27 protein-coding genes are annotated in these 26116 nt (G+C 60.7%); 11 read left to right on the top strand and 16 right to left on the bottom strand.

The window, feature by feature from the left end; genetic code table 11:
- Positions 1-16 precede the first annotated feature (16 nt).
- Positions 17-928: a DUF1684 domain-containing protein gene (locus tag BLW03_RS07515; RefSeq protein ID WP_074653093.1), complete on the top strand. Its 912-nt coding sequence runs from the start codon at positions 17-19 to the stop codon at positions 926-928.
- Between the two features lie 415 nt (positions 929-1343).
- On the opposite strand, the gene BLW03_RS07510 is transcribed toward BLW03_RS07515, so the two are convergent.
- From BLW03_RS07510 to tsaD, 5 genes are all read right to left on the bottom strand, one after another.
- Positions 1344-2363: a VWA domain-containing protein gene (locus BLW03_RS07510; RefSeq protein ID WP_074655851.1), complete on the bottom strand. Its 1020-nt coding sequence runs from the start codon at positions 2361-2363 to the stop codon at positions 1344-1346.
- 239 nt (positions 2364-2602) lie between these two features.
- On the bottom strand, positions 2603-2938 hold the full coding sequence (locus BLW03_RS07505) for a cell division protein ZapA (RefSeq protein WP_074653091.1): 336 nt from the start codon (positions 2936-2938) through the stop codon (positions 2603-2605).
- Between the two features lie 9 nt (positions 2939-2947).
- The gene (locus tag BLW03_RS07500) at positions 2948-3205 is read right to left on the bottom strand and encodes a hypothetical protein (RefSeq protein WP_074653088.1); all 258 of its coding nucleotides are present in this window, start codon (positions 3203-3205) and stop codon (positions 2948-2950) included.
- Between the two features lie 132 nt (positions 3206-3337).
- The gene (gene cysS, locus BLW03_RS07495) at positions 3338-4828 is read right to left on the bottom strand and encodes a cysteine--tRNA ligase (protein ID WP_074653087.1); all 1491 of its coding nucleotides are present in this window, start codon (positions 4826-4828) and stop codon (positions 3338-3340) included.
- A 129-nt stretch (positions 4829-4957) separates the two neighbouring features.
- A complete protein-coding gene (gene tsaD, locus BLW03_RS07490) occupies positions 4958-6061 on the bottom strand; it encodes a tRNA (adenosine(37)-N6)-threonylcarbamoyltransferase complex transferase subunit TsaD (protein WP_074653085.1) in 1104 nt (367 codons plus the stop codon).
- A 146-nt stretch (positions 6062-6207) separates the two neighbouring features.
- Here tsaD and BLW03_RS07485 point away from each other — a divergent pair, with 146 nt between their 5' ends.
- Together BLW03_RS07485 and BLW03_RS07480 are read left to right on the top strand one after the other, a co-directional pair.
- Positions 6208-7635 (top strand): CCA tRNA nucleotidyltransferase, encoded by a 1428-nt coding sequence (locus BLW03_RS07485; protein WP_074653083.1) that lies wholly within the window; start codon positions 6208-6210, stop codon positions 7633-7635.
- A gap of 2 nt (positions 7636-7637) precedes the next feature.
- A complete protein-coding gene (locus BLW03_RS07480; protein WP_074653082.1) occupies positions 7638-8972 on the top strand; it encodes a flavin monoamine oxidase family protein in 1335 nt (444 codons plus the stop codon).
- An 8-nt stretch (positions 8973-8980) separates the two neighbouring features.
- Here BLW03_RS07480 and BLW03_RS07475 read toward each other — a convergent pair whose 3' ends face one another.
- Positions 8981-9919, bottom strand: coding sequence for an EamA family transporter (locus BLW03_RS07475; RefSeq protein WP_074653080.1), 939 nt, complete (start codon positions 9917-9919; stop codon positions 8981-8983).
- Between the two features lie 47 nt (positions 9920-9966).
- On the opposite strand from BLW03_RS07475, the gene BLW03_RS07470 reads away from it, so the two are divergent.
- From BLW03_RS07470 to BLW03_RS07445, 6 genes are all read left to right on the top strand, one after another.
- Positions 9967-10383, top strand: a complete 417-nt coding sequence (locus BLW03_RS07470) for an energy transducer TonB (protein WP_083350390.1) — start codon at positions 9967-9969, stop codon at positions 10381-10383.
- Between the two features lie 41 nt (positions 10384-10424).
- The gene (gene ruvB, locus BLW03_RS07465; protein WP_074653077.1) at positions 10425-11513 is read left to right on the top strand and encodes a Holliday junction branch migration DNA helicase RuvB; all 1089 of its coding nucleotides are present in this window, start codon (positions 10425-10427) and stop codon (positions 11511-11513) included.
- 14 nt (positions 11514-11527) lie between these two features.
- Positions 11528-11893 carry a DciA family protein gene (locus BLW03_RS07460; protein WP_074653075.1) on the top strand — a complete coding sequence of 122 codons (366 nt, stop codon included), beginning with the start codon at positions 11528-11530 and terminating at the stop codon, positions 11891-11893.
- On the top strand, positions 11890-12234 hold the full coding sequence (gatC, locus tag BLW03_RS07455; protein WP_074653073.1) for an Asp-tRNA(Asn)/Glu-tRNA(Gln) amidotransferase subunit GatC: 345 nt from the start codon (positions 11890-11892) through the stop codon (positions 12232-12234). The genes BLW03_RS07460 and gatC overlap by 4 nt, the downstream gene beginning before the upstream one ends.
- Before the next feature lie 118 nt (positions 12235-12352).
- Positions 12353-13807, top strand: coding sequence for an Asp-tRNA(Asn)/Glu-tRNA(Gln) amidotransferase subunit GatA (gene gatA / locus BLW03_RS07450; RefSeq protein ID WP_074653072.1), 1455 nt, complete (start codon positions 12353-12355; stop codon positions 13805-13807).
- 93 nt (positions 13808-13900) lie between these two features.
- Positions 13901-14242 carry a hypothetical protein gene (locus tag BLW03_RS07445; protein ID WP_212733156.1) on the top strand — a complete coding sequence of 114 codons (342 nt, stop codon included), beginning with the start codon at positions 13901-13903 and terminating at the stop codon, positions 14240-14242.
- A 162-nt stretch (positions 14243-14404) separates the two neighbouring features.
- Here BLW03_RS07445 and BLW03_RS07440 read toward each other — a convergent pair whose 3' ends face one another.
- Together BLW03_RS07440 and BLW03_RS07435 are read right to left on the bottom strand one after the other, a co-directional pair.
- Entirely contained in the window at positions 14405-15034 is a 630-nt protein-coding gene (locus BLW03_RS07440; RefSeq protein WP_074653068.1) for an FmdE family protein, read from the bottom strand.
- A complete protein-coding gene (locus BLW03_RS07435) occupies positions 15024-15716 on the bottom strand; it encodes a hypothetical protein (protein WP_074653066.1) in 693 nt (230 codons plus the stop codon). The genes BLW03_RS07440 and BLW03_RS07435 overlap by 11 nt, the downstream gene beginning before the upstream one ends.
- A gap of 233 nt (positions 15717-15949) precedes the next feature.
- Here BLW03_RS07435 and BLW03_RS07430 point away from each other — a divergent pair, with 233 nt between their 5' ends.
- Entirely contained in the window at positions 15950-16495 is a 546-nt protein-coding gene (locus tag BLW03_RS07430; RefSeq protein ID WP_074653065.1) for a bactofilin family protein, read from the top strand.
- 149 nt (positions 16496-16644) lie between these two features.
- A complete protein-coding gene (locus BLW03_RS07425; protein ID WP_074653063.1) occupies positions 16645-17292 on the top strand; it encodes a hypothetical protein in 648 nt (215 codons plus the stop codon).
- 23 nt (positions 17293-17315) lie between these two features.
- On the opposite strand, the gene BLW03_RS07420 is transcribed toward BLW03_RS07425, so the two are convergent.
- From BLW03_RS07420 to BLW03_RS07385, 8 genes are all read right to left on the bottom strand, one after another.
- A complete protein-coding gene (locus tag BLW03_RS07420; RefSeq protein ID WP_244502001.1) occupies positions 17316-18485 on the bottom strand; it encodes a glycosyltransferase in 1170 nt (389 codons plus the stop codon).
- Between the two features lie 47 nt (positions 18486-18532).
- Positions 18533-19264, bottom strand: coding sequence for a sugar transferase (locus BLW03_RS07415; RefSeq protein ID WP_074653061.1), 732 nt, complete (start codon positions 19262-19264; stop codon positions 18533-18535).
- Positions 19265-19495: 231 nt separating this feature from the next.
- Positions 19496-20062, bottom strand: a complete 567-nt coding sequence (locus tag BLW03_RS07410; protein ID WP_074653060.1) for a D-glycero-alpha-D-manno-heptose-1,7-bisphosphate 7-phosphatase — start codon at positions 20060-20062, stop codon at positions 19496-19498.
- Positions 20059-21093, bottom strand: a complete 1035-nt coding sequence (locus BLW03_RS07405; protein ID WP_074653058.1) for a glycosyltransferase family 9 protein — start codon at positions 21091-21093, stop codon at positions 20059-20061. Before BLW03_RS07405 ends, BLW03_RS07410 begins: the two co-directional genes overlap by 4 nt.
- A gap of 108 nt (positions 21094-21201) precedes the next feature.
- Positions 21202-22209, bottom strand: coding sequence for a dTDP-4-dehydrorhamnose reductase (rfbD, locus tag BLW03_RS07400; protein WP_280138045.1), 1008 nt, complete (start codon positions 22207-22209; stop codon positions 21202-21204).
- Positions 22210-22358: 149 nt separating this feature from the next.
- Positions 22359-23255, bottom strand: coding sequence for a glucose-1-phosphate thymidylyltransferase RfbA (rfbA, locus tag BLW03_RS07395; protein WP_074653054.1), 897 nt, complete (start codon positions 23253-23255; stop codon positions 22359-22361).
- A 52-nt stretch (positions 23256-23307) separates the two neighbouring features.
- Positions 23308-24393, bottom strand: a complete 1086-nt coding sequence (gene rfbB, locus BLW03_RS07390; RefSeq protein WP_348270836.1) for a dTDP-glucose 4,6-dehydratase — start codon at positions 24391-24393, stop codon at positions 23308-23310.
- Positions 24394-24401: 8 nt separating this feature from the next.
- Entirely contained in the window at positions 24402-26015 is a 1614-nt protein-coding gene (locus BLW03_RS07385) for a glycosyltransferase family protein (RefSeq protein WP_074653050.1), read from the bottom strand.
- Positions 26016-26116 lie beyond the last annotated feature (101 nt).

Genomic DNA, 26116 nt, shown 5'->3' with positions numbered 1-26116 from the left:
CGGAAGGAAGTTCGAAATGAAGTTTCAGGCTTTTGTAGCTTTGTTGCTGGTGCCGCTCACGGCGCTCGCAGGTGTGCAGGCGTTATCGCCGGCAGAACGGGAAGAAATTCAGCAGTTCCGTGAACTTCAGGCGAAGGTCCTACAAGGCCCGCAGAGCGCCCTCGGCATGGTTTCACTGGAGAAACTGAGAGACGGCGATACGACCATCGGCTCGGCCGCAGGGAGCAGGATTCATCTGGATCACGTCGCGCCGAATCTGGGCGTAGTGCGCCTTCATGGTGAGCAGATCGAGTTTGTGCCGCCCTCAGGTGGCTTCCCGAGCGACCTGTTCATCGGTGGCAAACCAGCTGCGTCAGGCACTGTGGTCTTCGATGCGGAGGGCACTTCGCCGACTTTCGTCGAAGGGAGCGTGAACTTCGTTCTCCGGCACAAGTTTGGTTTCTTCCTGGTTGGACGAGATCTCCGCGCGCCAGAACTGCTCGCCTTCCACGGCCTTCGCTGGTACGCTCCCGATGGTCGTTATCGCATCGTCGCCAAATGGATACCGTACCCAAAACCGCAGGTGCTGCGCGTCGCCAATATCCTTGGACAGGTGAATGAAGACACGTCGTACGGCGTGGCGGAGTTCACGGTGAACGGTCGCACTGTCCGATTGGAGCCCAGCGTCTACCAGGGCCGCGAGAAGCCGTTGTTCTTCGTCTTCAAGGACAGGACGAGTCGCACGACAACCTACCAGGGCGGAAGATTCCTGGATGCTCGGCTACCGGACCATGGGCTGAGTGCGCCGGGAGAGGTCGTGCTCGACTTCAACCAGGCACGCAATCCACTGTGCGCATTCTCCGCTCACACATCCTGCCCCATACCGCCTGAGAGCAATCGCATGCCGTTCGCGATCCCGGCAGGAGAGCGGCGATACATCGAGCGGTAGCGAGGGGAAAGTAGGCGGGGAAGTGTTGCGGCCTCGGCGAGAGAACACTGACTTGCCTGGGATCGCAAAGGACGCACAACTGCTGAGGAAGAAAACCGACCCACTGGGCCGTGAAGGAAGCGCCGGTGAACCCGCTACTAAGCGGTGGGATTCAGCCGTGGTTCTTTAGGCATTCGGGACTGGCCGACACTGCACACCGAACCATATATACGAGCCGAACCCCTGTTCAATGGATATTGGTTCAACCGGCGTTGTTCCCCGCACCTGCTTTGCAGGCCGGTCATCTGTTGCAGATGCTACGCGGAGACCCGCATGTTGGCAAGGCAAGCAACACTGCTCTTTCCACACCCATGAACTCGGCGTGAATCGTCGTCTGCAAAGGCAAATAGCGTGCAGTCCGCGCTACAACGTCTCATCACGGTTGCGCGTAATAGCCATTGCGAGCGCGTGCCGTGACGCCCGTCTTCGCAATTGTCACCTGCAGAGGGTGAAATTCATCTGCGTGTTCCGCAGGCGCTGGCGTGAAGGTCAGTTCGTACATCGAACGCGCCTCCGCAACACACTTTGCCAGGTTTCCAGTGACATCGCTGTTGCCTGTGATGGTCTGTCCACCGCTCTGCACGGCCAGCACCTGCAGGCTCAGGTCGGCTATGTCCGTGTTTTGTGACTTTGTAATGCCTTTGACGAAGTCCTCATAGTAGTTCGCCCGCAGAAGGTCTTCCTCCGGCCCAATCGGGTTGATGTTGTAGAGCGTCACCTTGGCCAGCCTTAACTGCCGGGAGTAATCGACGACACTGCGGAAGATGCCCTGATGTTGCGCGTTGGTCAGGTCAATGCGAATACCGGTGAGCAGGGGCCAGCCGGGCGAAACCCAAAGCACCATCTTCTGGCCGGGAATGCTGGCAGCGAATTCGGTGAGCTCGGACAGTGCCTTGAGTGAGATCTGCGTGCGCTCATCCGCACCCCAGATACCCTGGTCGCGACGAACCTCTCGCAGACCGATGGGGTACGTCTCCAGCAGTGCACTCAATCCGTTGCCGTCGGTTGTAAAGCCCTTCTGCACCTCGGACGACCTGTCAGTAATGACGGCAAAGGTCGTCGGATTGGAGAGTTTGCCACCATTCGCTTTGAAGTATTTCTCAATCTCTTCGCGCTCGTAGGCCATGCGGATGTATGGGATATTCACCGCATCCAGCACCACAATGACATGCACCGGATCGCCTGCTGACCCGACCCGGTGCAGCGACGCGATCGGACGCGGCTGCTTATTATCCAGCAGCTGAACGTCCCGGGACGTTATAGTTTCCGCTGCTTCCGGAGTGGTGAAGACGTTCACCTGGATCGACTGCTCGTGCGGTAATGATTTCTGCGCCATCGCGCAAAGAGCGCTCAGCGAAAGCAAAGTGAGGGCAAGACCTCGGGTGAGGAGCGGCATGTGGTTCCTCCCAGCGGCGCGCAGGAGAGTGAAGCCCGGCCGAACGCTGTCAAACATTGGATGCGCTCGATTGGCGACCGAACTTCAGTCAGACAAGGGTTCATGGTCACTGCGCAAGGGGCGCCGCAATAGCGTCTTGGCGGAAGCCCCATCGCTGAACCTTGCTTGCCGTTGCCGGGCATGAGCAACAACAAAGGGCCGGGCATTGTGCCCGGCCCTTTGTTGATGTTGACTCACGCCTAAACGGCGATGCGGTGATAGGGTTCGCTCAACGCTTCATCCAGCATGTTGCTCAAGGAACTCGCACGGCGGCGGTTTGTCGTCTCCGTGGTGTCAAGTGAGTCCAGCAGTTCGCGATGGCGCGCACGCAACTCCGTGAGTTCGTCCGCGATGTTCAACGCGGCGAGAACGGCTACGCGCAGCGAATCGACGGTGGCTCCGTGCGCCGAAACTGCGCGCATCTTGCCGTCGACGATGCGCGCAAGCTGATCAATATGCGCAGGGTCGATGCCGCGCAGATGATACGTCTGGTCGTAAATCTCGACCGACACCGAAACTGGATTTGTGTTCTCCATACCTCTTGCTTATCCCAGGTCGTCCAGCTGCTTCAACATTGCGTCCACGCGGCCCTTGACCTGCTCCCGCTCCTGCTTCAGGCCCGCAAGTTCCACGGTAAGTGCAGAGTTCTCGCTGGAGGCAACGTCCAAAAGTTCTTTCATCGCAGCCACTTCCGCCTCGGCGCTGGCGCGTGCTTCGCGCTCTGCGCGGATCAGTTCCACTGTGCGCATGACGCGCTGCTCAAGTGCCTGGAATTCGTCGACGGTAATGGTCGTGGTCGCCATGAATTGTGCTCCTTCGGCGATTAATTCGAAACGCCTGTGCGGAGTATAGAGCCGCCATTCGCGAATGCCGGACGGCATTTCGCATTGGGGGTATCCGATTGTGCTACCCCTGTTGATTACTGGTAATTAACTCTACTTTCGCTTCCAGGTAACGCCGTCTTTACCGTCTTCAATGACGACGCCCTTCTCCATCAGCTCATTGCGAATGGCATCGCCTCGCGCAAAATTGCGGCGCTTCCGTGCGTCCGTGCGCTCGGCGATGAGCTGTTCAATTTGCTCTTCGGTGATGCTCTGTGCAGCCAGCAGCTCGGGTGCAACTTCATCGCTGCGGCCCTCCGACGTTGCCCAGGCGACAGCGGCCTCGCTGATGGCGGCATCGCGATCCGTCAATACATCGAAGACGGTGTCGAAGTCCGCAAGCAGCTTCGTAATCCGCTCCACATTGCCTTGGCCGAAGGTGCCATTGTCCAGCGTGATATTCGCCGCACGTACTACATCAAAGACCGCGGCGCGAGCTTCGGCAGTATTCAGATCGTTCTGAAGTGCTGCCTGGTAGGCGGCCAGCTTGTCCACGACCAGTGCATCCAGCTCTTCGTTGCGCTCAACCGACAGTGCCGCATTCTTCGAAGCCGCATCGACGCGCCGCGCAAACGTCCGCAAACGCTCGATCGCGTTTGCGCTCTCCGTCAGCCCCTCAAACGTGAAGTTCATCTGGTGGCGATAGGGGACGCTGATCAGAAGGAAGCGAATCGCCGAAGCGCGGTAGCCCTTCAGCAGCAGGTCGCGCAGCGTGTAGAAGTTGCCCTCAGACTTCGACATCTTCTTGCCTTCCACCAGCAGGAAGCGCACGTGGAACCAGTGCCGCGCAAAGGGCTGGTGGCTGGCAGACTCGCTCTGCGCAATTTCGTTCTCGTGGTGCGGGAACGTCAGATCCTCGCCGCCGCCGTGTACGTCGAAGTCCGGTCCCAAGTACTTCATCGCCATGGCCGAGCACTCAATGTGCCAACCCGGACGGCCGGTGCCGATCTCCGTCTCCCACGATGCTTCGCCTGGCTTTACCGCCTTCCAGAGCGCGAAGTCGCGCGCGGCGTCCTTCTCATACTCGTCCACATCGACGCGTGCGCCGTCTTCCATGCCTTCAAGGTCTTTGCCGCTGAGCTTGCCGTAGTCCGGGAACTTGGCGATCCGGAAGTACCACGATCCATCTTCTGTCTTGTACGCGATGTCTTCGCTGGCAAGCTGTTCGATCAGCTTCACCATCTCGCCGATATTCTCGGTCGCGCGCGCGATGATTTCCGGCCGTTCAACGCCCAGCGCGTCCATGTCTTCGAAGAAGGCCTTCTCAAACTTGGCGGTGTATTCGTTGATCGGAACGCCTGCAAGTGCGGCGTTGCGGATGATCTTGTCATCCACGTCCGTGATGTTCATGACGTGCTTCAGCGCGAAACCCTGCAGACGCGCGGTGCGCCGCAGCACGTCGACATGCAGAAAAGTGCGGAAATTTCCGATGTGGCCGTAGTCATACACGGTGGGGCCGCAGCAGTACATGCGCAGCGTGTTGTCGCGCGACGGCGTAAGCGGCTCAATACGGCTGCCCAGGGTATTGAAGAGTTCGATGGCCATCCGAGGAGGGTCGTTCCTTCAGCGACTTGCGTGCGCGCCCGGAACCATGCGCAAATCGCGCTGTCATGCCGCCGCAGTCCGAGCTTGATTCTAGCTGAGGAGCCTGCGGTCTACGGAAACAAGGAGCTTTTAGCCGAGACGCAGTTGCGGCGTCGCGTTCAGATCGGCACCAGCGAACTCACCGTGGCGCAGCTTCGGCCATGCTGCCGCGGCGATCATGGCGGCATTGTCAGTCGATAGCGCTGCTGCGGGAAAGTCCACCGAAAGTCCGCGTAGGTCGGCAACTTCCGCAAATCGTGCGCGCAAGGCGCGGTTGGCCGCGACGCCGCCGGAGACCACGATGTGTTTCGCTCCGAAGTACCCTGCCGCCGCCATGGTCTGCCGTACCAGGTTGCCGACGACCGCGTACTGAAATGACGCAATCAGATCCAGCGTCTCCGCGTCGCAAAGTGCGAGCACATCTTCCAGAGAGGGATGGTCGATCCGCGCAAGCGCCGCACGCCGGGCCTCGATCGCCGGCTTCATGCCGTGCGTCTCGACGTACCGCAGCACAGCCGTCTTGATGCCGCTGAAGGAGAAGTCAAAGCTCGGCTCCTCCTCGGTCCCACGGTTGATCGAGACAAAACGGAAGGGCACCGCCAGCGGATTGCCATGCGCGCTCAAACGGTCGATCCACGGTCCACCGGGATAGCCCAGACCCAGCAGCTTCGCGACCTTGTCGTAGGCCTCGCCCGCTGCATCGTCCACGGTTCGGCCCACATTGCGATAACGCCAGGAGCCATCGTTTTCATTTGCCAGGTACAGATGCGTATGCCCGCCGCTGACGACCAAAGCAAGCAACGCAGCCGGGGCACCCGAGTCCATCAGCACCGCGTGAATATGTCCTTCGAGATGATTGACGGCGATCAGGGGCTTGCTCAAACCAAACGCGTACGCCTTCGCGAACGAGATACCGACCAGCAGCGCACCGGCAAGTCCGGGGCCGGCGGTGACGGCTATCGCATCGAGATCTTCAGCAGACACATGAGCGGCGCGCAAGGCCTCGCGCACAACGGGGACAATGTTCCGAAGATGCTCACGGCTAGCCAGCTCGGGCACCACGCCGCCGTAGAGCGCGTGCATCTCCATCTGCGACGCGACGACGTTCGACAGAACTGCGCGGCCACCGCGCACCACCGCGGCCGCCGTCTCGTCGCACGAGCTTTCAATGCCCAGAATCAGTCCACTGCCCACATGCCTATACTAGCGAGACAGACCGGCATTGCTTCTCGAGCAGCGAAGGATGTCCCGCAAAAGGGAAGAATTTTCGCCATATCCTGCATCGTTCGGGGTAGATTTGTCTCCCATCGCATCCGTCCCAGGGGTCATCTAAAACTACGATGAACTTCGCCCAGAGTCCGGGATTTCAGGCCGCGCTGCACATCGTGCGGTCTTTGCGCGAACGCGGCTTTGACGCGTACTTCGCGGGCGGTTGTGTGCGCGATCTGCTGCTTGGCATCGAGCCGAAGGACTATGACGTTGCCACCTCCGCGACGCCGGAGAAGGTGCTGATGGGATTTGACCGTACCTTCTCGGTCGGCATGCACTTCGGCGTGGTGATCGTCTGCACCGCGAACAAGGATGCCGGTTGCGAAGTGCAGACCGAGGTCGCTACCTTCCGCAGTGATGGTGAATACACCGACGGCCGTCGCCCGGACGAGATCAGCTATGCCGACACGCCGCAGGAAGACGTGGTTCGCCGCGATTTCACGATCAACGGCATGCTGCTCGACCCTATCGGTCTGACCGAAGACAACATCGCCAGCCGCGTTCTTGACTTCGTCGGCGGCCAGGACGATCTGCACGCAGGCATCGTGCGCGCCATCGGCGACCCGGAACGGCGCTTTCGCGAAGACAAGCTGCGCATGCTGCGAGCGGTGCGATTCGCCGCACGCTTCGGCTTCGAGATCGAGCATTCGACGATGCAAGCCATGCAGCAGCAGGCCGCAGCTATCAGCCAGGTAAGCAATGAACGCGTTCGCGACGAACTGACGAAGATGCTGACGGAAGGTCATGCGCGCCGCGCCTTTGAGCTGCTGGACGAGAGTGGCTTGCTTGAATACGTCCTGCCGGAAGTTTGGGCGATGAGGGGCGTCGAGCAGCCGCCGGAATGGCATCCAGAGGGGGATGTGTGGATTCACACCCTCATGCTGCTGGAAAAGCTGGAAGCAGGTGCCAGGCCCACTCTGGCTTGGTCAGCTCTGTTGCACGACGTGGGCAAGCCGCCAACCTTTCGCGCGCCCGATCCCGCCGACCCGAAGCCACGCATCCGTTTCAACGGCCACGCAGATGTCGGCGCGACGATGTCTCGCGCCATCCTGAACCGTCTGCGTTTCTCGACTGCGGACACCGATCAGATCGTCGCGCTGGTCGCCAATCACATGCGCTTTGGCGATGTGAAAAACATGAAGCAGAGCACGCTGAAGCGCTTCTTCCGCCTTCAGAATTTTGCAGAGCACCTCGCGCTGCACAAGCTCGACGTCACCAGTTCGCACAACCTGCTGGGGATGTATGACTACGCGAAGCAACACTTCGAAGCGGCACCCGTGGAAGAGTGGAAGCCCGCGCTGCTATTGACTGGCCGCGACCTGATCGACGCGGGCCTGAAACCCGGCCCACGCTTCAAACAACTTCTGAGCGAGATTGAAGATGCGCAATTGGAAGGCAGTATCCGCTCGCGCGCCGAGGCGATCAACCTGCTGCGCGATTTGCTCAAGAGGCAGCAGGCCAGCGAGTCAGCAAGCCAGCAAGTTAGCGGGGTTCGGTAGTCGTGAAAAGTGTTCTAGTTGTTGGCGCCGGTGTTGCGGGTCTGATTGCAGCGGTGAGGCTTGCTAAAGCTGGTTATGACGTCATCGTCCTCGAGGCGCGGGAACGTGTAGGTGGACGCATCCTTACCGCCCATGCCGGCGACGCGACCGTTGAACTTGGTGCAGAGTTCGTCCACGGCGAGCCGCCGGAACTGCTCGCACTTCTTCAAGAACTTGACCTCCCCACCTTCGAACTTACCGGCAGCAACTTTCACTACACACCCGACGGTTCACTCTTCGTAGAAGACGAAGCCGAGAGTGAGGACGAGGACGACAAGGATCCATTCGCACTGCTGGAGCAGATGACGTCGTGGAGCGAGGAACATCCCGCCGAAGACCTCAGCTTCCGTGACTATCTTTCACGACAGGACGCGAACGAAAAGCTTGCGTCAGGCGCTACCAGCTATGTTGAGGGCTTCAATGCTGCCGATGCATCCCGCATCTCCGTGCGTTCGCTGGCATTGCAGCAGCGTGCTGAAGACAGCATCAACGGCGACAGGGCATCACATGTGCGCGGTGGTTATGCCCGTCTCCCACAGGCTCTTGCAGAGCGGCTTGCCCGCGCGGGCGGTTCGATCCGTATCAGCGCCCATGTGAATGAAGTCACATGGTCTGCCGGTCGCGTTGGCATCACGCTCACATCGGGCGAAGTGCTTGAGGCAGATACCGCAATCATCACCTTGCCGCTCGGTGTCCTGCAGGCCGATGCGGTTCGCTTCACACCTTCACCAGCGAACGTCATCGAAGATGCCAGGCGTATGGCTATGGGGCAGGTCTGCCGCATCAACCTTGTCTTCCGTACGCGCTGGTGGGCGGAGATCGCAAGCCAGCAGCACGAAGCTTTGCAGCAGCTTTCGTTCCTTCTGCCGACCGAGCTAGGCGGTACCGATGAGCCTCACTTCCATGTCTTCTGGACGGGATTCCCATCCCTCGACCCGGTTCTGACCGCGTGGAGCGGCGGCCCCGCCGCGGACCGTTTCGCAGCCCTGACCGACCACCAGATCGCACACATAGCCTGCGGCGATCTCGCCCGGATCTTCGGTGTCACGCAGGATCAGGTGCTCGACCAGCTTGTCTCGCATCACAGCCATGACTGGCAGCGTGATCCTTTTGCACTGGGAGCGTATTCGTGGGTTCCGGTGGGCGCGGTCGACGCCTCCGAACGCATGTCGCTGCCCGTCGAGAAGACCCTCTTCTTCGCGGGCGAACATACCGACACCACCGGTCATTGGGGAACTGTTCACGGAGCTCTTCGCAGTGGCCTGCGTGCGGCGGCTCAAGTTCTGGAAGCGAACTGAGTCGTTGCTTACGCAGCCTTTGGCTTGCTCTTCGAAGCCGTCACAATCGCCACGGCAATAAGGATGATTGCCATCGCAAACCACTGCGATCCATGCAGACCTTCGTGCAGAAACACGGCACTTAGCACCACTGCAACAATGGGATTCACGTAGGCGTAGGTCGCAACCTTCGCGACCGGAACGTGGTGGAGCAGATAGGTGTACGCGGTATAACCTACCAGCGATCCAAAGACTGCAAGCCACGCCAGCGCGACGAAGACACCCGGCGTCCAGCGTGCCGCGTGCCATCCGCCTGCTGCCGTGCCGATGAGTACATTCGCGAAGCCTGCAATCAGCATCTGCCAAGCCGCCGCGACAAAAGGGTCCAGCTTCGAAGGCCACCGTCCCGACAACAACGATCCCACCACCCAGCAGGCGATACCGACCACCAGGATCACTGTGCCTAGCGCCAGCGCTCGCTCGGCATCACCGCCGTGGTTCAGCACCAATCCATGCCGCAGAACCGGCGACAGCAGCAGCACCAGCCCCGCCAGTCCAAGGCCGCTGCCTACCCATCCCATGCGATTCAAAGGAGCGCCACCCGGAATGAGGCTCTCGCACATCGCGATCAGGATGGGCACACTCGCCGTCAGCAGCGCCGCATACCCCGCGGTGACATACATCTCCGCCCACCCCAGCAGCACATTGTTACCGGTCAGCATCAACAGGCCCAGAACCACGGCGCGCAGTAACTCGCGACGATTCAGTTGGATGCTGACGCCGCGGATCGGCAACAGGACCAGCAGCACCAGCCCCGCGGCCAGGTATCGGAAGCCCGACACGAACCCTGGCGTAAGGTATTGCACGCCATAGCGGATGGCGACGAACGTCGAACCCCAGAAGAAGTACACGCAGCCAAAGGCAAGCGGCACGATCCATTTTGCAGGAGCCTTGGCGGTGGAGGTCATGGTGAGTCCGACAAGACTATCAAGCCCGCGGCCCTACAATCATCCGCATGACGGGATTACGAACGTTGGCGACACTGGTTCTGCTGTCCGCAGCCATTGCGCATGCAGACTGCCTTAGAAGTCCGAAGAAGGTAGAAAAGCCGCGTCACGAACCGATGACTGTCCCCATGCGTCTGCTGTTATCGCATGCCATCGCCAGCGTGCAGCCCGTCTTTCCGGAGGAGGCTCGCCGTGCGCATATCGACGGGGAAGTGGTCATCGCGATAGAAGTCAACCATGAGGGCAATGTCACGCAGACGCAGCTACTCTCCGGCGAACCGTCGCTGCGGGCCGCAGCAGAGTTCGCCGCGAAGCAGTGGCGCTTCGACCCGTTCTGCATCGATGGCCGCCCCTACACGGTGCGTTCCGTTCTGGACTTCCAGTTCCGCTGGCGCGGCAGCGGTGCTGCGACGGCAACTCCGTGAGGATTGCGGCAAGGCGATCTTCGCCGTACCATCGCCTGTAGATGGACTTCCTGAACAAGAAGCGTTTTGACAGCAGCCGGTCGCCCAAGAGCGCGGAGGCGGAGCGGCTGGTAAGCGCCAGCAGCGTGGGCGAAGACGCCGCCTTCGAACTGAAGCTGCGCCCTACGCAACTGCGCGAATTTATCGGCCAGGCGAAGGCGAAGGAGCAGCTCGCCATCGCGCTGGAAGCGGCAAAGTCGCGTGGTGAGGCGCTGGATCACGTGCTGCTCTTTGGACCTCCTGGTCTCGGCAAGACAACGCTGGCCACCATCATCGCCAACGAGATGAATGTCGGCTTTCAGCAGACCAGCGGGCCCGCGCTGCAGATTCAGGGTGACCTCACGGCCATCCTGACCAATCTGCGTGAGAAGCAAGTGCTCTTCCTGGATGAAATCCATCGGCTGCAACCGGTATTGGAAGAAAAGCTTTACACCGCGCTCGAGGACTACAAGCTCGACATCATCATCGGCTCCGGCCCCGCTGCTCGTACGCATGTGATGGAGATCCGCCCCTTTACTTTTGTCGCCGCCACCACGCGCCCCGGCCTGCTGTCTTCCCCGCTGCGTTCGCGCTTTGGCATCCTGCTGCGGCTTGAGTTCTACAACGATGATGACCTTCGTTTCATCGTGGAACGCAGCGCCGAGGTGATGGGCGTCAGCATCGACGCGGACGGCGCATCGGAGATCGCCATGCGCTCTCGCGGCACACCGCGTATCGCCAACCGCCTGCTGCGCCGGGTGCGCGATTATGCGCAGGTGCGCGCCAACGGCACAGTCGACCGCGCAACCGCGAAGGCCGCGCTGCAGATGCTGGAAGTCGACGAACATGGCTTCGACGAACTCGATCGCCGTCTGCTGATGACCATCATCGAGAAGTACGACGGCGGTCCCGTTGGTCTGAACACGCTTGCCGCAGCGCTTGCGGAAGAAGAAGACGCGCTCGAAGAGGTTTACGAGCCGTTCCTGATGCAGATCGGCTTCCTGGACCGCACGCCGCGCGGTCGTGTGGCGACGCGCCGGGCCTACGAACATTTCGGCATCCCCGTGCCCACGAAGGCCGGCCAGTACGACCGTCCCACGCTCTTCGAGTAGGAAGGGAAGTGGTCATGCAGTTGATGCGCGATGTGCTCCGAAGCTCGCTGGCGAAGTCGCTGTCCAGCCTCTCTCCACTGGATCGCCTGGCCTCCGCATGGCCTGTGGCAGCGGGGCACGGGATCGCGGAGAGATCATCGGTGACTAACTTCGAAGAGGGCATCGCCACCGTTACGGTGGCGGACGCTGCATGGCAGGTGCAACTGCGCTCCACCGCAGATCAACTCAAGCGTGAGCTCGCCCGTATCAGCGGCGTGCCCCTGACCGATATACTTTTTCTGTTGCCAGTAGCCGCGTCACGGGCGCGCCTGGCCGATAAATCTCAAGACAATCCGCGTGCGAAAGCTCCTTCCAGGGCGCGTGCGGGAAAGACATCATGACCACCGATTCGAACGAAATCGCCGCAGGCAGCGTCACGCTGGACGAGGTGCGCCATGTCGCAACACTCGCGAACCTCGAACTGACCGCGGAAGAAGAGCCGCGCATGCAGCACGACTTGAATGCGATTCTGGGCCACATCGCTGCACTCAGTGCGCTCGACACAACAGGCGTGGAGCCCATGGCGCAGGTGGGGCAGTTTCTCCAGCGGGGGCCTGCATTGACCGGATCCTCGCTGCGACCAGACGACCCCAAGCCCTCCGTCGACCGCGCCGCGGTGATGCACGAAGCGCCCAATACCGATGGCCGCTTCTTCCGCGTGCCCAAGGTCATCGAGCGCTAGCTCGGGATGCCACCAGATCGGGCACCCCATTCTTTGCGCAGCAAAGGGTGGGATATCGCGCGAAGCGCGACCACCAGCGCCGCAACAGACCAGGACAAGCACCACCCCAGGACCACCGATGACAACTGAAACACGCACCATCGAAAGCATCCGCGCCGCCATCACGAACGGCAGCACCACGGCAACCGCGCTCGCGCAGGAACACCTCGCGAAGATCCGCGCCGAAGATCAGATCGCCGGGCAGGAGATCAACAGCTTCCTCTCGCTCTCAGAGAATCGTGCGCTGGCCCAGGCCGCGCGCATCGATGCCATGGCGGCGAAGGGCGAGACGCTGCCACCACTCGCCGGAGTGCCGATCGCTATCAAGGATCTGCTTGCAATGAAGGGCGCGCCTGCCACCGCGGGTTCCGCCATTCTGAAGGGCTACCATCCGCCCTACGATGCAACGTCCGTTGCGAAGCTCGACGCAGCCGGTGCGGTTCTGCTCGGCAAGCTGAACTGCGATGCCTTCGGCATGGGGTCGTCGAACGAGAACTCCGCCTTTGGCCCGGTACGCAATCCGCGTGCGCTGGATCGCGTGCCCGGCGGATCATCCGGCGGGTCAGCTGCAGCGGTCGCGGCCGGATTCGTTGCGGCTTCGCTTGGCACGGATACCGGCGGCTCCGTACGCCAGCCCGCGGCCTTCTGCGGTGTCGTGGGGGTTTTGCCGACTTATGGCCGCATCTCGCGCTATGGCCTGATCGCTTACGCAAGCTCGCTCGATCGTGTCGGACCGATGACGAACACCGTTCAGGATGCCGCGACCATGCTGGGCGTGCTCGCAGGCCCTGACAGCATGGACGCCACCAGCGCCCAGACGCCCGTGGATGACTATGTTGCAGAATCCGCAAAGCCCGTCGCAGGCATGCGCATCGGCATCCCTGCCGAGTACTTCGCCGAAGGACTTGATGCGGAGATTCGTGCGGCGATCGAGAAAGCCGTAGAAGACCTGAAGGCGCAAGGCTGCACCGTGCATTCCATCAGCCTGCCGCATACGCAGTACGCCGTGCCGACCTACTATGTGCTCGCAACGGCTGAAGCATCCAGCAACCTGAGCCGCTTTGACGGCGTGCGTTTTGGACACCGCAGTGAATCGCCGAAGAACCTGTCCGCCATGTATCGCGAGAGTCGCGAAGAAGGCTTCGGTGCAGAGGTCAAGCGTCGCATTCTGCTTGGAACCTACTCGCTCTCCGCGGGCTATTACGACGCGTACTACCGCAAGGCGCAACAGGTGCGCACACTCATCGCGCGCGACTTTCAGGCGGCCTTTGAGCAGGTCGACGCGATTGTCGCACCCATGACACCCACACCGCCGTGGAAGCTTGGCGAGAAGACGGACGATCCCATCAGCATGTACCTCGCGGACATCTACACGGTCGCCGCATCACTTGCAGGCATCTGCGGTGTCAGCGTGCCGATCGGCAGCACGCAGGAGGGTCTTCCCATCGGCGTGCAGCTGCTGGCGGGACACTTTCAGGAGAGCAAATTACTGCGGGTTGCCCACGCGGTTGAGACCGCACAAGCCTCGGCGTAAACCGGCGCACCACCGCGTTTTTATCGCAGAACGCGCAACATTCCAGGAGTCGGTGGGTTCTCACTATTGCACGATGGAGGTGCGGTAATGAGCATGACAAAGACGATTTCGAAGTGGCTTACGGGTGCGGCCCTTGCAGGTGCCCTGTTGTTTGCGGCGCCGCACAAGGCTGAAGCTCAGCGCATCGGCTTTGGCATCAGCATCGGAGCACCGGTTTATGGCGGTTACTATGCTCCCTCGTATGCTGCGTATCCTGCACCCTACGCCTATGGCTATCCTGCCTACTACGGCGGCTACTACGGTCGTCCTTATTACGGACGTGGATACTACCGTGGCGGTTACGGCTATGGCGGCCGAGGATATGTAGGCGGCTACGGACGCGGAGGCTACTACGGTCACGGCGGTTACGGCCGTGGGGGCTATGGTCGCCGGTAACTCAATTCTCTGATTCAAGACACGAGGGTCCAGGCCGGTGTGGCGACGCACCGGCCTTTGTACGTCACGTGAGTGGCCGCCTCCCACCACAAACTTGTCATTCTTCGACGCACTTAGCTTTGCTTCGTTCCGCTCTGGATGACAAGTCTGGGATGAGAGCCACTAAGAAACAACGCGGTAGTAGCGGCTCTCCGGCGCCGCGCAGCCGTGGCACAGCACTCGCCCATCGACGACGACCTCACGCTCGTAGTTGATCCCCTCGCCGCACACCGCGCAGGCTACTCGACCACTCTTGAACCCCGGAAACTCATTCGGCGGCAGGGTCACTTCCACCTGCTCAACGGTGAACAGATCGTCGTCGCTTAGTTCGCGATAGGCACGCATCTGTTGCTGATTTTTGTCCGTCATCTCAGGGAAGCGCTCGCGTGCCAGGTCGCGTGAACTTTCACGCGCGGCAATGCGCACACCACCATAGACATCCTCGCCGGCGTCCCGCTGCAGATCGATAAAGGTCGCGGCCATCTTGCCCCAGTCCACGAATTTCAGCGCGCGTTTCCCAAGCCTGCAACCTGTCACGACGCCAATGGCGTCGGTTGCGCAGCGGTCAATTTCGACGAAGGTCACCAGTCGCTTGCGATCCTTGCCGCGCGGCTCCTCCACACCCAACAGATGGCACGCATGCATTGCCATCCGCACGCCGAGCACCTGTCCTGCGCATAAATGCCCGTGCGCTACGGCTGCATCCTGCAGGAGCGCATCCAGATCCAGCGGCGAGATTCTTTCAGTTGTCATCGTCTGCTCCTTCACCATCCTCTACCAGCTGCATTGAGGTTCCTACCACCTCGTATGAAATGGCATCGCCGCCCGCTGCCTGCATGGTGATGCGCATCGGCTCTCGCTGCCACACAGGCGTCGCGCACAGGGGCCGCACACGCTCTGCCTGTGACCAACCCGCTATGACCCGGGACAGCGCAGCGCGACGCGCGCCAATCTGCCAGACCTGGGCGGTCACGCCAGCACCCTTCCCGGCGGTGTGGACGCCGCAGTAGGCCGCGTAATCGCGATACCAGACGACCTCACTCAGGCTCGAGTCGAAATCTGGCAGATGCAGTGGCGTCACTCGCCCGGAGATGCGATCGACCAAGATCCAAGATCCCGGCAGCCAAACCCACCGGACAGCCGTATCGCCCGGCAGGGCGTCGTTCACGCGCAGAACCCGGCGTGAAACAAAACTGCGCTCGGTCACACTGTGCTGGTTGCCGGTGGTCCACTCCCGCAGGATGCCGTCCACGGTCAGCGCGCGGATACGCAGTGTCGCGGAGCTATTCCCCTTGTTTTTGTGGGCAATTTCGGTCGCAACATCCGCCACGCGTCGTGCAGGACCCAGTGCGACAGTGTGCATTTTCGGTGCGGCGGCCGCGCTGATCGAGAACGCCAGCCAACCCACCAGCCCGCTGCAAAGGGTTCTCAGCATATGCGAAGACTAATGGGCGCGAGGCGTCCAAAACCGTCGCGGGTACGTCACAGCGAAAATTCGTTCGCGTATCGAAGTCGATTCCTCCGCATTCGGGAAGAGTTTTCCGCATCGCAGCAGAATCTACGGAGTAACGGTCGGAGTAAGATGCAGGCATACATTCTCGCGTACGCGGCCGATGGAATCGCCCGTTGCGCCCGGATTTTACAAGCCGAAAGGAACATCAGAAGCTCATGTGGAAACCCAACACTCCCGGCTCCGGTCCCGCCACACCCTCCACTCCCGAACCCATCCGCCCGGCCACGCCGGCCGCACCGGTTTCGTCGTTTGAGGCACCCAGCACCCGCACCGCATCGCCCCAGGCAGCCGCCGCAACCGGCGAACAGGCCACCATCGGCAAGAGCCTGATGATCAAGGGCGAAGTCACCGGATCTGAGTCGCTGTACATCGACGGCCGCATCGAAGGCACCATCAATCTGCCCGGAAACCGCGTCACCGTTGGCCGCAACGGCCAGGTTGCTGCAAACATCTCCGCGCGCGAGATCGTTGTTCTGGGCAAGGTCCGTGGCAACTGCCAGGCCAGCGACCGTATCGACATTCGTAGCGAAGGTTCGCTGACCGGCGACGTGATCGCCGCACGTATCTCCATTGAAGATGGCGCCTTCTTCAAGGGCGGTATCGACATTCGCAAGCCCGGCGACGCCAAGGCCGGTGCCGCTGCAGCCACTCCGGCAGCATCCGAGCAGCCGCAACTGGTTGCCGTCGAGTCTGCTTCGTAAGTGCCATACCGATGAAACCTGGGGGCCTCGACGGCAACGTCGAGGCCCCTGTGCTTTGCAGATGTTATGCGCGTTACAGGTCCTTCCCTCTTCCTGCTGAGCGCGTGCCAGCAGAAACGCCGGCATGAAGAAAGGCATCAAAGATTCCCATGAAATTTCCCCCTTGCAGCTTCGTAAACGCGATTGTCGGTCTCAGCCTGCTGGGGCCTGCCACGCTCTTCGCGCAGCAGCCGACGCAGAAGCCCTCGTCGCTGATTGCGCCCGCTCTGGACAGCGTTGCGAAGGCCGGGAGCGCCGTCGATCTGAACAAGTGGAAGGGCGGCAACACGGTCCGGGAAGAGGTCGACGCGAATCTTGTCTCGATGCAGAAAGATCTCGCGAATACGCTGCCACCGCTGATTGTTGCGTCCGATGCTGCGCCGTCGGCAGCCTCTGCCTCACTGCCGGTCCTGTTGAACCTGGATGCGTTATACAGCGTGCTTCTGCGCGTGACCATCATGTCCCGAGGCAGCGCTCCACGTGATCAGAACGTACAACTGGAGAAGGCTGCGCAGTTGCTCGATGCCGCTCGTCGCGACCTTGGCGATGCGATTCTTGTTGGGTTGAAGTCGCAGGAAAAGCGCATTGCAGACCTGCAGGCTACCGTGCAGCAACAGGCCGCTACCATTGCTGCGGCACCCGCGCCGCCGGCGCCGGCTCCTGCACCGCCCGTCAAGCCAAAGCGGAAAGCAGCAAAGAAGGTTACGCCGGCTCCCGCCAAGGCCGCACCAGCCCCTGCAGCCAAACCGGCACAGTAACCGCGTTCCGGGCGGACTTCAGGCTATCCCACGGTCCTGATAGCGTCATCAACGGACGCCGCCCATGGCTCGGCCTGGGGCATCACGCCCAGGATCTCCCGTCGCATGTTCGCGAGGAAGATCGGCGTCGCAAATTCGGCCGCATGTGCCTGTGCAGCCTCCGGATAAAAGCGATCCTCCTGGGACTCAAAGCGCAGAATTGCTTCTGCGAGCGAATCCGCAGTCTGTTCCGCGAAGAAGAGACCCGTCGGGGGCAGCTCATCCGAATCGCCCTCTTCGCCTGCGCCGCGAACGGTCTCCAGCGAACCTCCGATACCGTATGCGATCACGGGTCTTCCACAGCTCTGTGCCTCCAGCGGCACCATGCCAAAGTCTTCGTCAGCAGCAAATAGAAGTGCTCGCGCACGGCTGTATTCGTCCCACAGGGCTTCGGTGGGCAGCGCGCCCAGGAAGGTAGTGTTTGGGCCAGCCATGCGGCGCAGGCGGGCCTCCTCGGGGCCGCTGCCCGCAATGCGCAAGGGCCGCCCCAGACGCTCGCAGGCTTCGATCATCAGCCCTGTCTTCTTGTAGGAAACCAGCCGCCCCGCCGCAAGGTACGCCTCACCAGGTATGTTCAGCCGTGCACGATGCAGGTCGATCGGCGGATGCACGACATCAGCCTCGCGTCGATACGCGGACCGTATCCGTTCGGCGACATATGCCGAGTTCGCAAGGAACTTCGTCACACGCTGCGCGGCTGCGATGTCAGATCTGCGAACGCGCGGCGCCGTCACCGAGAACAGACCCCGCGTCACCGATCCCATCGTCGCCCGGTAGCTCTCATAGCCGTCGTAGAGGTACCGCATGGGCGAGTGGCAGTAGCAGAGATGTACCGCGTCCGGGCCCAGCGTGGCAGCCTTTACCGGGCCGGAATCGGACGAGACGACAAGGTCGTAGCCGCGCAGATCCAGCGACCTGGCCGCCTCCGGATACAACGGCATAAAGTGCCGGTGATTCCCAATGGCGCCCGGGACCTTTTGGAGAAAGGAATTGGTTAGTGTGCGCCCACGCAGCGAGTCCGGCAGGCCTTCCGGCGAGCTCACCAGCGTGAACAGGTCGGCAGAGGGCAGCAGCGCCGCCAGGCACTCGGCGACGCGTTCACCGCCGCCACGCGTGACGAACCAGTGATGCAGAACGGCAACACGCATGTGCATGGCTCTAGGCTATTGCAGAAGTCTTGGAAGCGAAACAGGATCCAAAGCTAGTACGCGCCGTGGGAGTTCGCAACCTTGGTGATCGTCCGAAACAGAATGCTGACATCCATCGCCAGAGACCAATCCTCGACGTACCGACGGTCCAGCGAGACACGGTCATCGTAGGAGAGTGTCGAGCGACCCGATGCCTGCCAAAGCCCGGTGATGCCGGGCTTGACGGCGAGGTAGTACGAGAAATCATCACCATACTTCTCAGCTTCGGCGGCGACGATAGGACGGGGCCCAACAAGCGTCATGCGACCGGTCAACACGTTCCAGAGCTGCGGTAACTCATCCAGCGACGAGCGGCGCAGGAAACGACCGAGCGGCGTCACGCGGGGATCGTCCTTCAACTTGTGACTGCTGGCCCACTCCTCGCGGTCTTCGGGATGTTGCGCCAGATGCTGCTCCAACACTTCCGCTGAGTTCACGCACATGGTCCGGAACTTCCACATGGAGAAAAATTTTCCAGCGTGGCCGATGCGTCGGTGTGAAAAGAAGACTGGACCGGGCGACGTGAGAACAACGCACAGCGCGATGGAAAGGCAAAGCGGGATCCAAAGAGGACTAAAGAGCATCACCAGCCCGACATCGAAGCAGCGCTTCAAAATGGCATAGGAAAAGCGATATGTTGGTGAATTGACCACGCGGCGCTCCGCAGTAACCCTTCCGGTATATTCGGACGCCGGGTAACTCGCCAGCGCTGGCACCGAACCAGCAATGTGTTCGTCAGAATGCATTAACTTCCTAGTTCAACCGGTTGTCATGCCCGCCTCTGCCAAGGCTCGCATGCGGGGGGCCGGGGGGCCGGTGCATGGCTGGACTGCCTACCAGTGAGAACACCGGGGGAAGTTGATAGTCGCGAACTAGAAGCAGTTCTTGAAGAAATGCTAACAGTTCTCGTACCCATGCCATAGCTAGTGTAGTCGTATGACGACGCTCGCTATTTAGAAGATGCCTGCGAGAGGCCATTAAAGCGCTCCGAAAGGAGAGCTCAACAGCTGTTTCTCTATCGCTTCAAAGCTGTTGACGGGAATGTAAGAAACTCCTTCGCACGCATCACTTTCGGTCGTTCCAAACAGATAGAGATGACCGATGCCCGCAGCTGCGCCGGCCAGTATATCGGTACAACGATCACCCACCAGGATTGAGCGGGGCAGATCCAGTCCATGTTCTTCCGCTGCACGCAGCATCATGCCCGGGCCGGGCTTTCGGCAGTCCGTCTCCCGTTTGTAGTCGCCCAGACCGTGAATCGGATGGAAAGGGGAAAAATACACAGCGTCGAAGTGGACGTCGTGCTTCGCGAGTTCCTCGGCCATGCGTTCCATCAGGCGGTGAAAGTCTTCTTCGGTATACATCCCACGGCCGATGCCCGCCTGGTTCGTCACAACAGCGACAAAGTACCCTTGGCGATGAGCAGTTCTCAGCAGGGAAACGATGCCATCCACGAACCGGCAGCGGTCCCAGGTCCACAGGTAGTCAACCTCTTCATTGATTACGCCATCGCGGTCGAGGAAGAGAGCAGGACGGAGGTTCATCGCTCGGCACCAGGATTGATGAACGCTTGTGACAGCATTTCGTCCATGACCCGAAGGACGGCCTCCGTCGCAATCGATTGCATGCATCCGTTGCTCTCACAGGGTGCAAAGTCTCGGCCGTCGTAGCAGGGGCGACAGGCAAACCCCTCACCTCCCCACAACACGCGAACACCGCTGCGACGGGGAAGAAAGCTGCCCGGATCAGTGGGGCCGAACAGGGCGAGTACCGGTGCCGTGCTGAGACCCGCCAGGTGGAGCGGGCCGGTGTCATGGGAGAGCACAAGCGCACAGGTGTCGCAGGTGCTGATCAGCTCTGGCAGCGAGGTCCTGCCGATCAGATCGACCAGACGCGGATGCCCGGCAAGTGCTGCGAAATCCTCGCGTACCCAGGTATCACCAGGACCGCCCAGCAGCACAACCTCATCGCCGCGATCCAGTAGCGTTCGCGCAATAGCGGCGTAACGATCAGCAGGCCACCGCCGCAGTGTTTGTTGACGGACCATGTTGCTGGCACCGGCCGGCACCATCGCGATGCGTCGTGCGGTAGCCCGTGGGAGTGGCGAGGGTGGCAGCCGGTCCGGTCGATGTGGCGCGAGGCTCACTTCGCGGCAGGAGTCCTTCCAACCGAGCAGAACGCGCGCAAACTCGTCCGCATGTGGACGTGTCGGCAGCAATCGCCGGCTACGTTCCTTGTGGCTCAGCGTGACGCTATGCGTCGCACGGACAGGGAGAGTGAAAATCTGCCAGCGGGCGTCGTAGTACAGCGTTGCCTTGAGGTCGTAGTGCGTACCGGAGAGTTGTTTCCAGGCGGTGCTCACGGCACGTACCCGCTCTGAGAGAGAACCCTTCAGAACCGAACGGTCATCCGCCTCAATCACGTTGATCCAGGAGTAGCAGCGCAGAAGACCGCTTACTGCCGGCCCGCACACCCAATCGATCGCATAACCCTGTGCGTGCAGTTGACCCACCGCTGCGACGGTCATGATGACGTCGCCAATGGCGCCAAGCTTGACGATGAGTGCGCGCTTCATGGTGTGCCTTCAATCTTACGTGGGGTGCTACGAAGCGGGTATCCCACGTTTCGCCGTTGAGACGTACGACCTGTAGTTTCCTGGTTGAGTCGTGATCATCATTCGCCGTTACTTACTTCCGGAGGGCAGATCGGTCGCGGCGAGCACCTGGAGCGCATCGGCGACCGATTGGCGCCAATGCGGCAGACGGATCCCGAAGTTATTCGCGAGTTTGCTGCAGTCCATACGGGAGTTCAGTGGTCGCGCTGCAGGTGTGGGGTATACCGAACTGGGCACAGGGATGATCTCGGGTGGAGTCATTCCGTGACTTGAAATCAGAAATTCTCGAACAGCTTCTGCCAGTCCGGCCCAGGTGGTCTCGCCCGTACCGGCGCAGTGATAGATGCCGCTTAGAGCGCCGAGCGCGGGCATCAGGGGCGGCAGTTCCACCGTAGTGTCAGCCTTGATTTCTTTTCCCCGTGCCTTGCTGTTCTCGCCAGTCTCTGTCAGGCAGGCCGTGTCCTCGCACAGCAGCATCAGGGCAAGGATTGCGTCTGCAAGATCGGTCGCTGCGGTCGGTGCTCCGTGCTGATCAGCTACGACGCGAAGCGGATCAGTCTTCGTTGAAAGCAGGCGAAGCATCGTCCGCACAAAGTTCTTGCCGCCGCCTGAATAGACCCAGGATGTCCGCAGGACGAACCAGGGCAGCGTGCCGGTTCGCGCGGCCACAGCCTCAATCGCCTGCTCACCCGCAAGCTTTGAAGCGCCGTAGACATTGGGCGGGGCAGTGGCGTCGGTCTCAACCCAGGGACGAGTGCCATCGCCGGGGAAGACGTAATCGGTGGAGAGATGCACGAGGCCGGCACCAAGTAGTGCGGCCTCCTCGGCAAGGATACCCGGAGCCGTGGCATTGGCTGCAAACGCGGCCTCGCGGTCAGTCTCCGCAGCGTCCACGGCCGTATAGGCGGCGCAGGAGACGATCCACCGTGGTGCAGTCGCGCGCACATATGCACGAATACTGTCGGGGTTCGACAGGTCCATCTGCGAATGTGTCGGCGCGGCAACCACGATGTCTTTGCGTGTCGTGCTGAGCCGCTGCATGAGAGCTGAGCCAACCTGGCCGCTGGTGCCTGTGATTAAGATTGTGCCGGGAATCTGGATGGTGCCTCCTCGATCGGTTCAGGCATGGAAGCGCACTTGTGGGGTGACACAAGTGTGCAGCCTGGTGAATGAGTGGATGCCTGGGGAGAACCGATGCGGACAAGATCGTAGGGGAGGGGACGGACTTACGAAGCTTCCCACTGGATCGTGTCGCGCACCAGGCGGCGAAGATATTCGCCATAGGTGCTCTTGCCATACCGATTCGCCGCTACTTCCAGTTGTGCAGCGTCGATCCACTTCAAGCGGTAAGCGATCTCCTCCGGACAAGAGACCTTAAGACCCTGCCGGCGCTCGATGGTACTGATAAACATCGACGCATCCAGAAGCGAATCATGCGTGCCGGTATCGAGCCAGGCTACGCCACGGCCCATCACTTCCACGTGGAGTCGGCCCGCTTCCAGGTACCAGCGATTCACATCAGTAATCTCGTATTCGCCACGCGGCGACTTCTGGATACCTTCCGCGCACGGGACCACGTCCGTCCCGTAAAAATAGATACCCGTTACCGCGTAACGCGACTTGGGTTCCGCCGGCTTTTCCTCGAGGGAGATGGCGCGGTGATCCTTATCGAATTCAACGACGCCGTAACGCTCGGGATCGGTGACTGCGTAAGCGAAGACATGTCCGCCGCCATCGCGTTCGGTCCGTTCCGCAGCATTGCGCAGCGACTTTGCGAGATCGTGGCCGTAGAAGATGTTGTCGCCAAGCACAAGGCACACACTATCGCCCGCCAGAAATTCGCGGCCAATCAGGAATGCCTGGGCCAGGCCGTCGGGCGACGCCTGCACCGCATACTGCAGCTTCAAACCCCACTGCGAGCCATCTCCAAGCAACTGCTGAAAGCGCGGCGTATCGCTGGGCGTCGAGATCACCAGGATCTCGCGGATCCCCGCGAGCATCAGCGTCGACAGCGGGTAGTAGATCATCGGCTTGTCGTATACGGGCAGCAGTTGTTTGCTGACGGCTTGCGTCACCGGGTGCAGCCGTGTGCCAGAACCTCCGGCAAGAATGATGCCTTTCATCGCGCGACCTCCCTATCGAATGCCGAGAATGTGAGAGCACCGGTAGTCATCTTCATGCCGATGCCTCCTCGGTGCGTGCGCTGTAGTTCGTGTCCATCCACTCGCGATAGGCACCGCTGGTAACGTTCTCAACCCACGGCTGGTTGTCGAGGTACCACCGGACGGTGAGTCGCAGGCCGTTGACGAAGTCCTGCGCGGGGAACCAGTTCAACTCGCGTTGAATCTTACGCGCATCGATGGCGTAGCGGCGGTCGTGGCCGGGACGATCGGTCACATAGGTGATCTGGTCGGTGTAGGACGTGGCCTTTGGCTTGAACTCATCCAGCAGAGCGCAGATCGTCTTCACGACGCTGATGTTGGTCTGCTGATTGTTGCCGCCCACGTTGTAGGTCTCACCCAGACGGCCATTCGCCAATACCGTTTCAATAGCCGAACAGTGGTCTTCCACAAAGAGCCAGTCGCGCACCTGCATGCCATCGCCATAGACAGGCAGAGGCTTGCCCGCGAGCGCATTGTTGATGACCAGCGGGATCAGCTTCTCCGGAAACTGGTAGGGCCCGTAGTTGTTCGAGCAATTCGTGATCAGTGTCGGCAGGCCATATGTATGTGTCCACGCGCGCACCAGGTGGTCGCTGGCTGCCTTACTGGCAGCGTACGGACTATTGGGAGCGAAGGGCGTGTCCTCATGGAAGGCCGGCGCATCGGGCGTCAGCGTGCCGTAGACCTCATCAGTCGAAACATGCAGGAAGCGGAAGTTCTCCCGCTCTGCGCCGGACAGCGTCGCAAAGTACTCACGCGCACACTCCAGCAACACGAACGTGCCATCGATATTGGTCTTCAGAAACGCGCCTGGGCCAAGGATCGAGCGGTCCACATGACTCTCCGCAGCGAAATGGACGATGGCGCGAGGCCGATGTTTCTCCAGCAGAGAAGCGACCAGGTCGCGATCGAGGATGTCGCCATGCACCAACGTGTGCCGTGCATCGCCAAGCAGCGAGTCAAGGTTGTGCGGATTACCGGCATAGGTCAGCGCATCCAGCGTAACGACGCCGGAAGCGCCAGCATCCCGCAAGTGCCGCAGCACAAAGTTCGAGCCGATAAAGCCGGCGCCGCCGGTGACAAGAAGGGGGGAATCCAACGTAGTCTTCATTTTCTATCCAGTACAGATGAGCTTCCGGAGGCGGACCCAGCAGCCTCTTCCGGACATTCGCCGGAATCCCGGATCGCCTGCGGGTTCACCTTGTAATAATCCACGGTCATGCCATCGTAAGTTCCGTGAAGCAGTGTTACATAAAGCGGCCACGGCAGAGGGGGCTGGCCATGTCGCTCGCGCACTTTGTCGACAACTTGTGAGGTGATCGACCCGGCGCCGGTCGTATATTCGATCCCGCGTTTCAGGAGATAACAGTGGTATCGTCCGCTCTCTAAATACGGCACAATTTCATTGTTCATCAAGCCGTCGGTATTGAACATCGCGCCGCGGTTGTAAAAAGCGGGCTTACCCACGTCGCCACCAGCAAGGACGGCCATAGGGATATGGTCGCGAAGATACTTGCCAACCAGAACTTCTTGGTACTGGCCCGCGGCGTTCCCTCCTCCATACACATAGCCTGCGAAGTTCAAGAGTAGCAACGGCAGAACGATACTGGCTGCAGCGCTCGCACGCAGCCGCGCGAAGCAAGACGCCGCAATACAAAGCACGAAACCCGTGACGGGGGCGGTATACCAGCCATACATAGCCATAGAGTTCAGGCTGTACAGGCCCACATAAAAAACAATCCCAAGCACTGCGGCGGTCAGGGTTAGCTGCTCCGCTGCCTCACGTGATGCCCAAAACCTGCGGATGCGGGGCAGACGCGTCGCAATCCAGATCAGACAGCCAATCAGGATGAGGCTTGCGGGTATCGCCCCCACCTTTGCTGCAAAAAGTCGAGTGTTGCCGGTGAGTTCCAGGCGCGGCAGGAAAAGCAGGATTCGGAGGAACTGCCAGATCGCGGGGATCGGATTGAACGGAGTCGTGACGCTCGCAAAGAGTTCCTTGATCCGGGCGCTTTGTTGCAACCATGCTCCAGTGAAGGCGTGGTTATACAGCAACGTGGCTGCCAGACCCGCGACGGATCCCGCCAGCGCGGCCACTGCCGCAAAGAGTGTTGAAGAGATGCGCGTGCGCCGGAATTGAAGATATGCGGACAGCGTGTAACAGAGTGGGATGAGTCCAGAGTCGGTCCGCGAGAGTGTCAGCAAAACGCCGGCAACAAAAGCTCCAAGGAGCAATGCGAACGACACCGACTTTTTGCGAAGTGAATTCAAGAGCAGCAAATGCAGGAAGGTCCAGGAAATCAGTACCAGCGGCCATTCCATGACGGCGATCGAATTATTCCAGGCGCTGTACGAAGAAGCGGCCAGCGCGAGTGCCCAAAGCCATCCTGACCGACGACCACGGAGTGCCCATAGCAAGGTCGCAACCAGGAGGGATCCTGAAAGAAGCGCTGAGAAGGCAACACAGAGCCTTAACAGGCCTAAATCCAGCGTGGGGTGAAGACGAACGAGGCCTGCGCAAACCCACATCCAAAGCGGGTGATATCCAGATGTGCGGGTCACTCCATCGAATGACGAGATGCCCTGAAGGCTGAAGTGCCAGGCCGTGATGATGTAATAAAAGCAATCATCGTAGAGCCACTCCATCAGCCGACGTTCAGGGCCCAGGATCAGCAGGAGGTCATGGCCCAAGAGTGCGACAGCAGCGAGAATCGCGACCACGCCAGCTATACGGGATCTCGGTGGGGAACCCTGTCGCGACGGACCGTCATCCAAGTTCGTTCGGATCATCCCAATCAGGATAGCCGGTATGTGGCCCGCAA

Source organism: Terriglobus roseus, from assembly GCF_900105625.1.
Classification (GTDB): Bacteria; Acidobacteriota; Terriglobia; order Terriglobales; family Acidobacteriaceae; genus Terriglobus; species Terriglobus roseus_B.
This window is presented reverse-complemented; position numbering and strand designations above follow the sequence as displayed.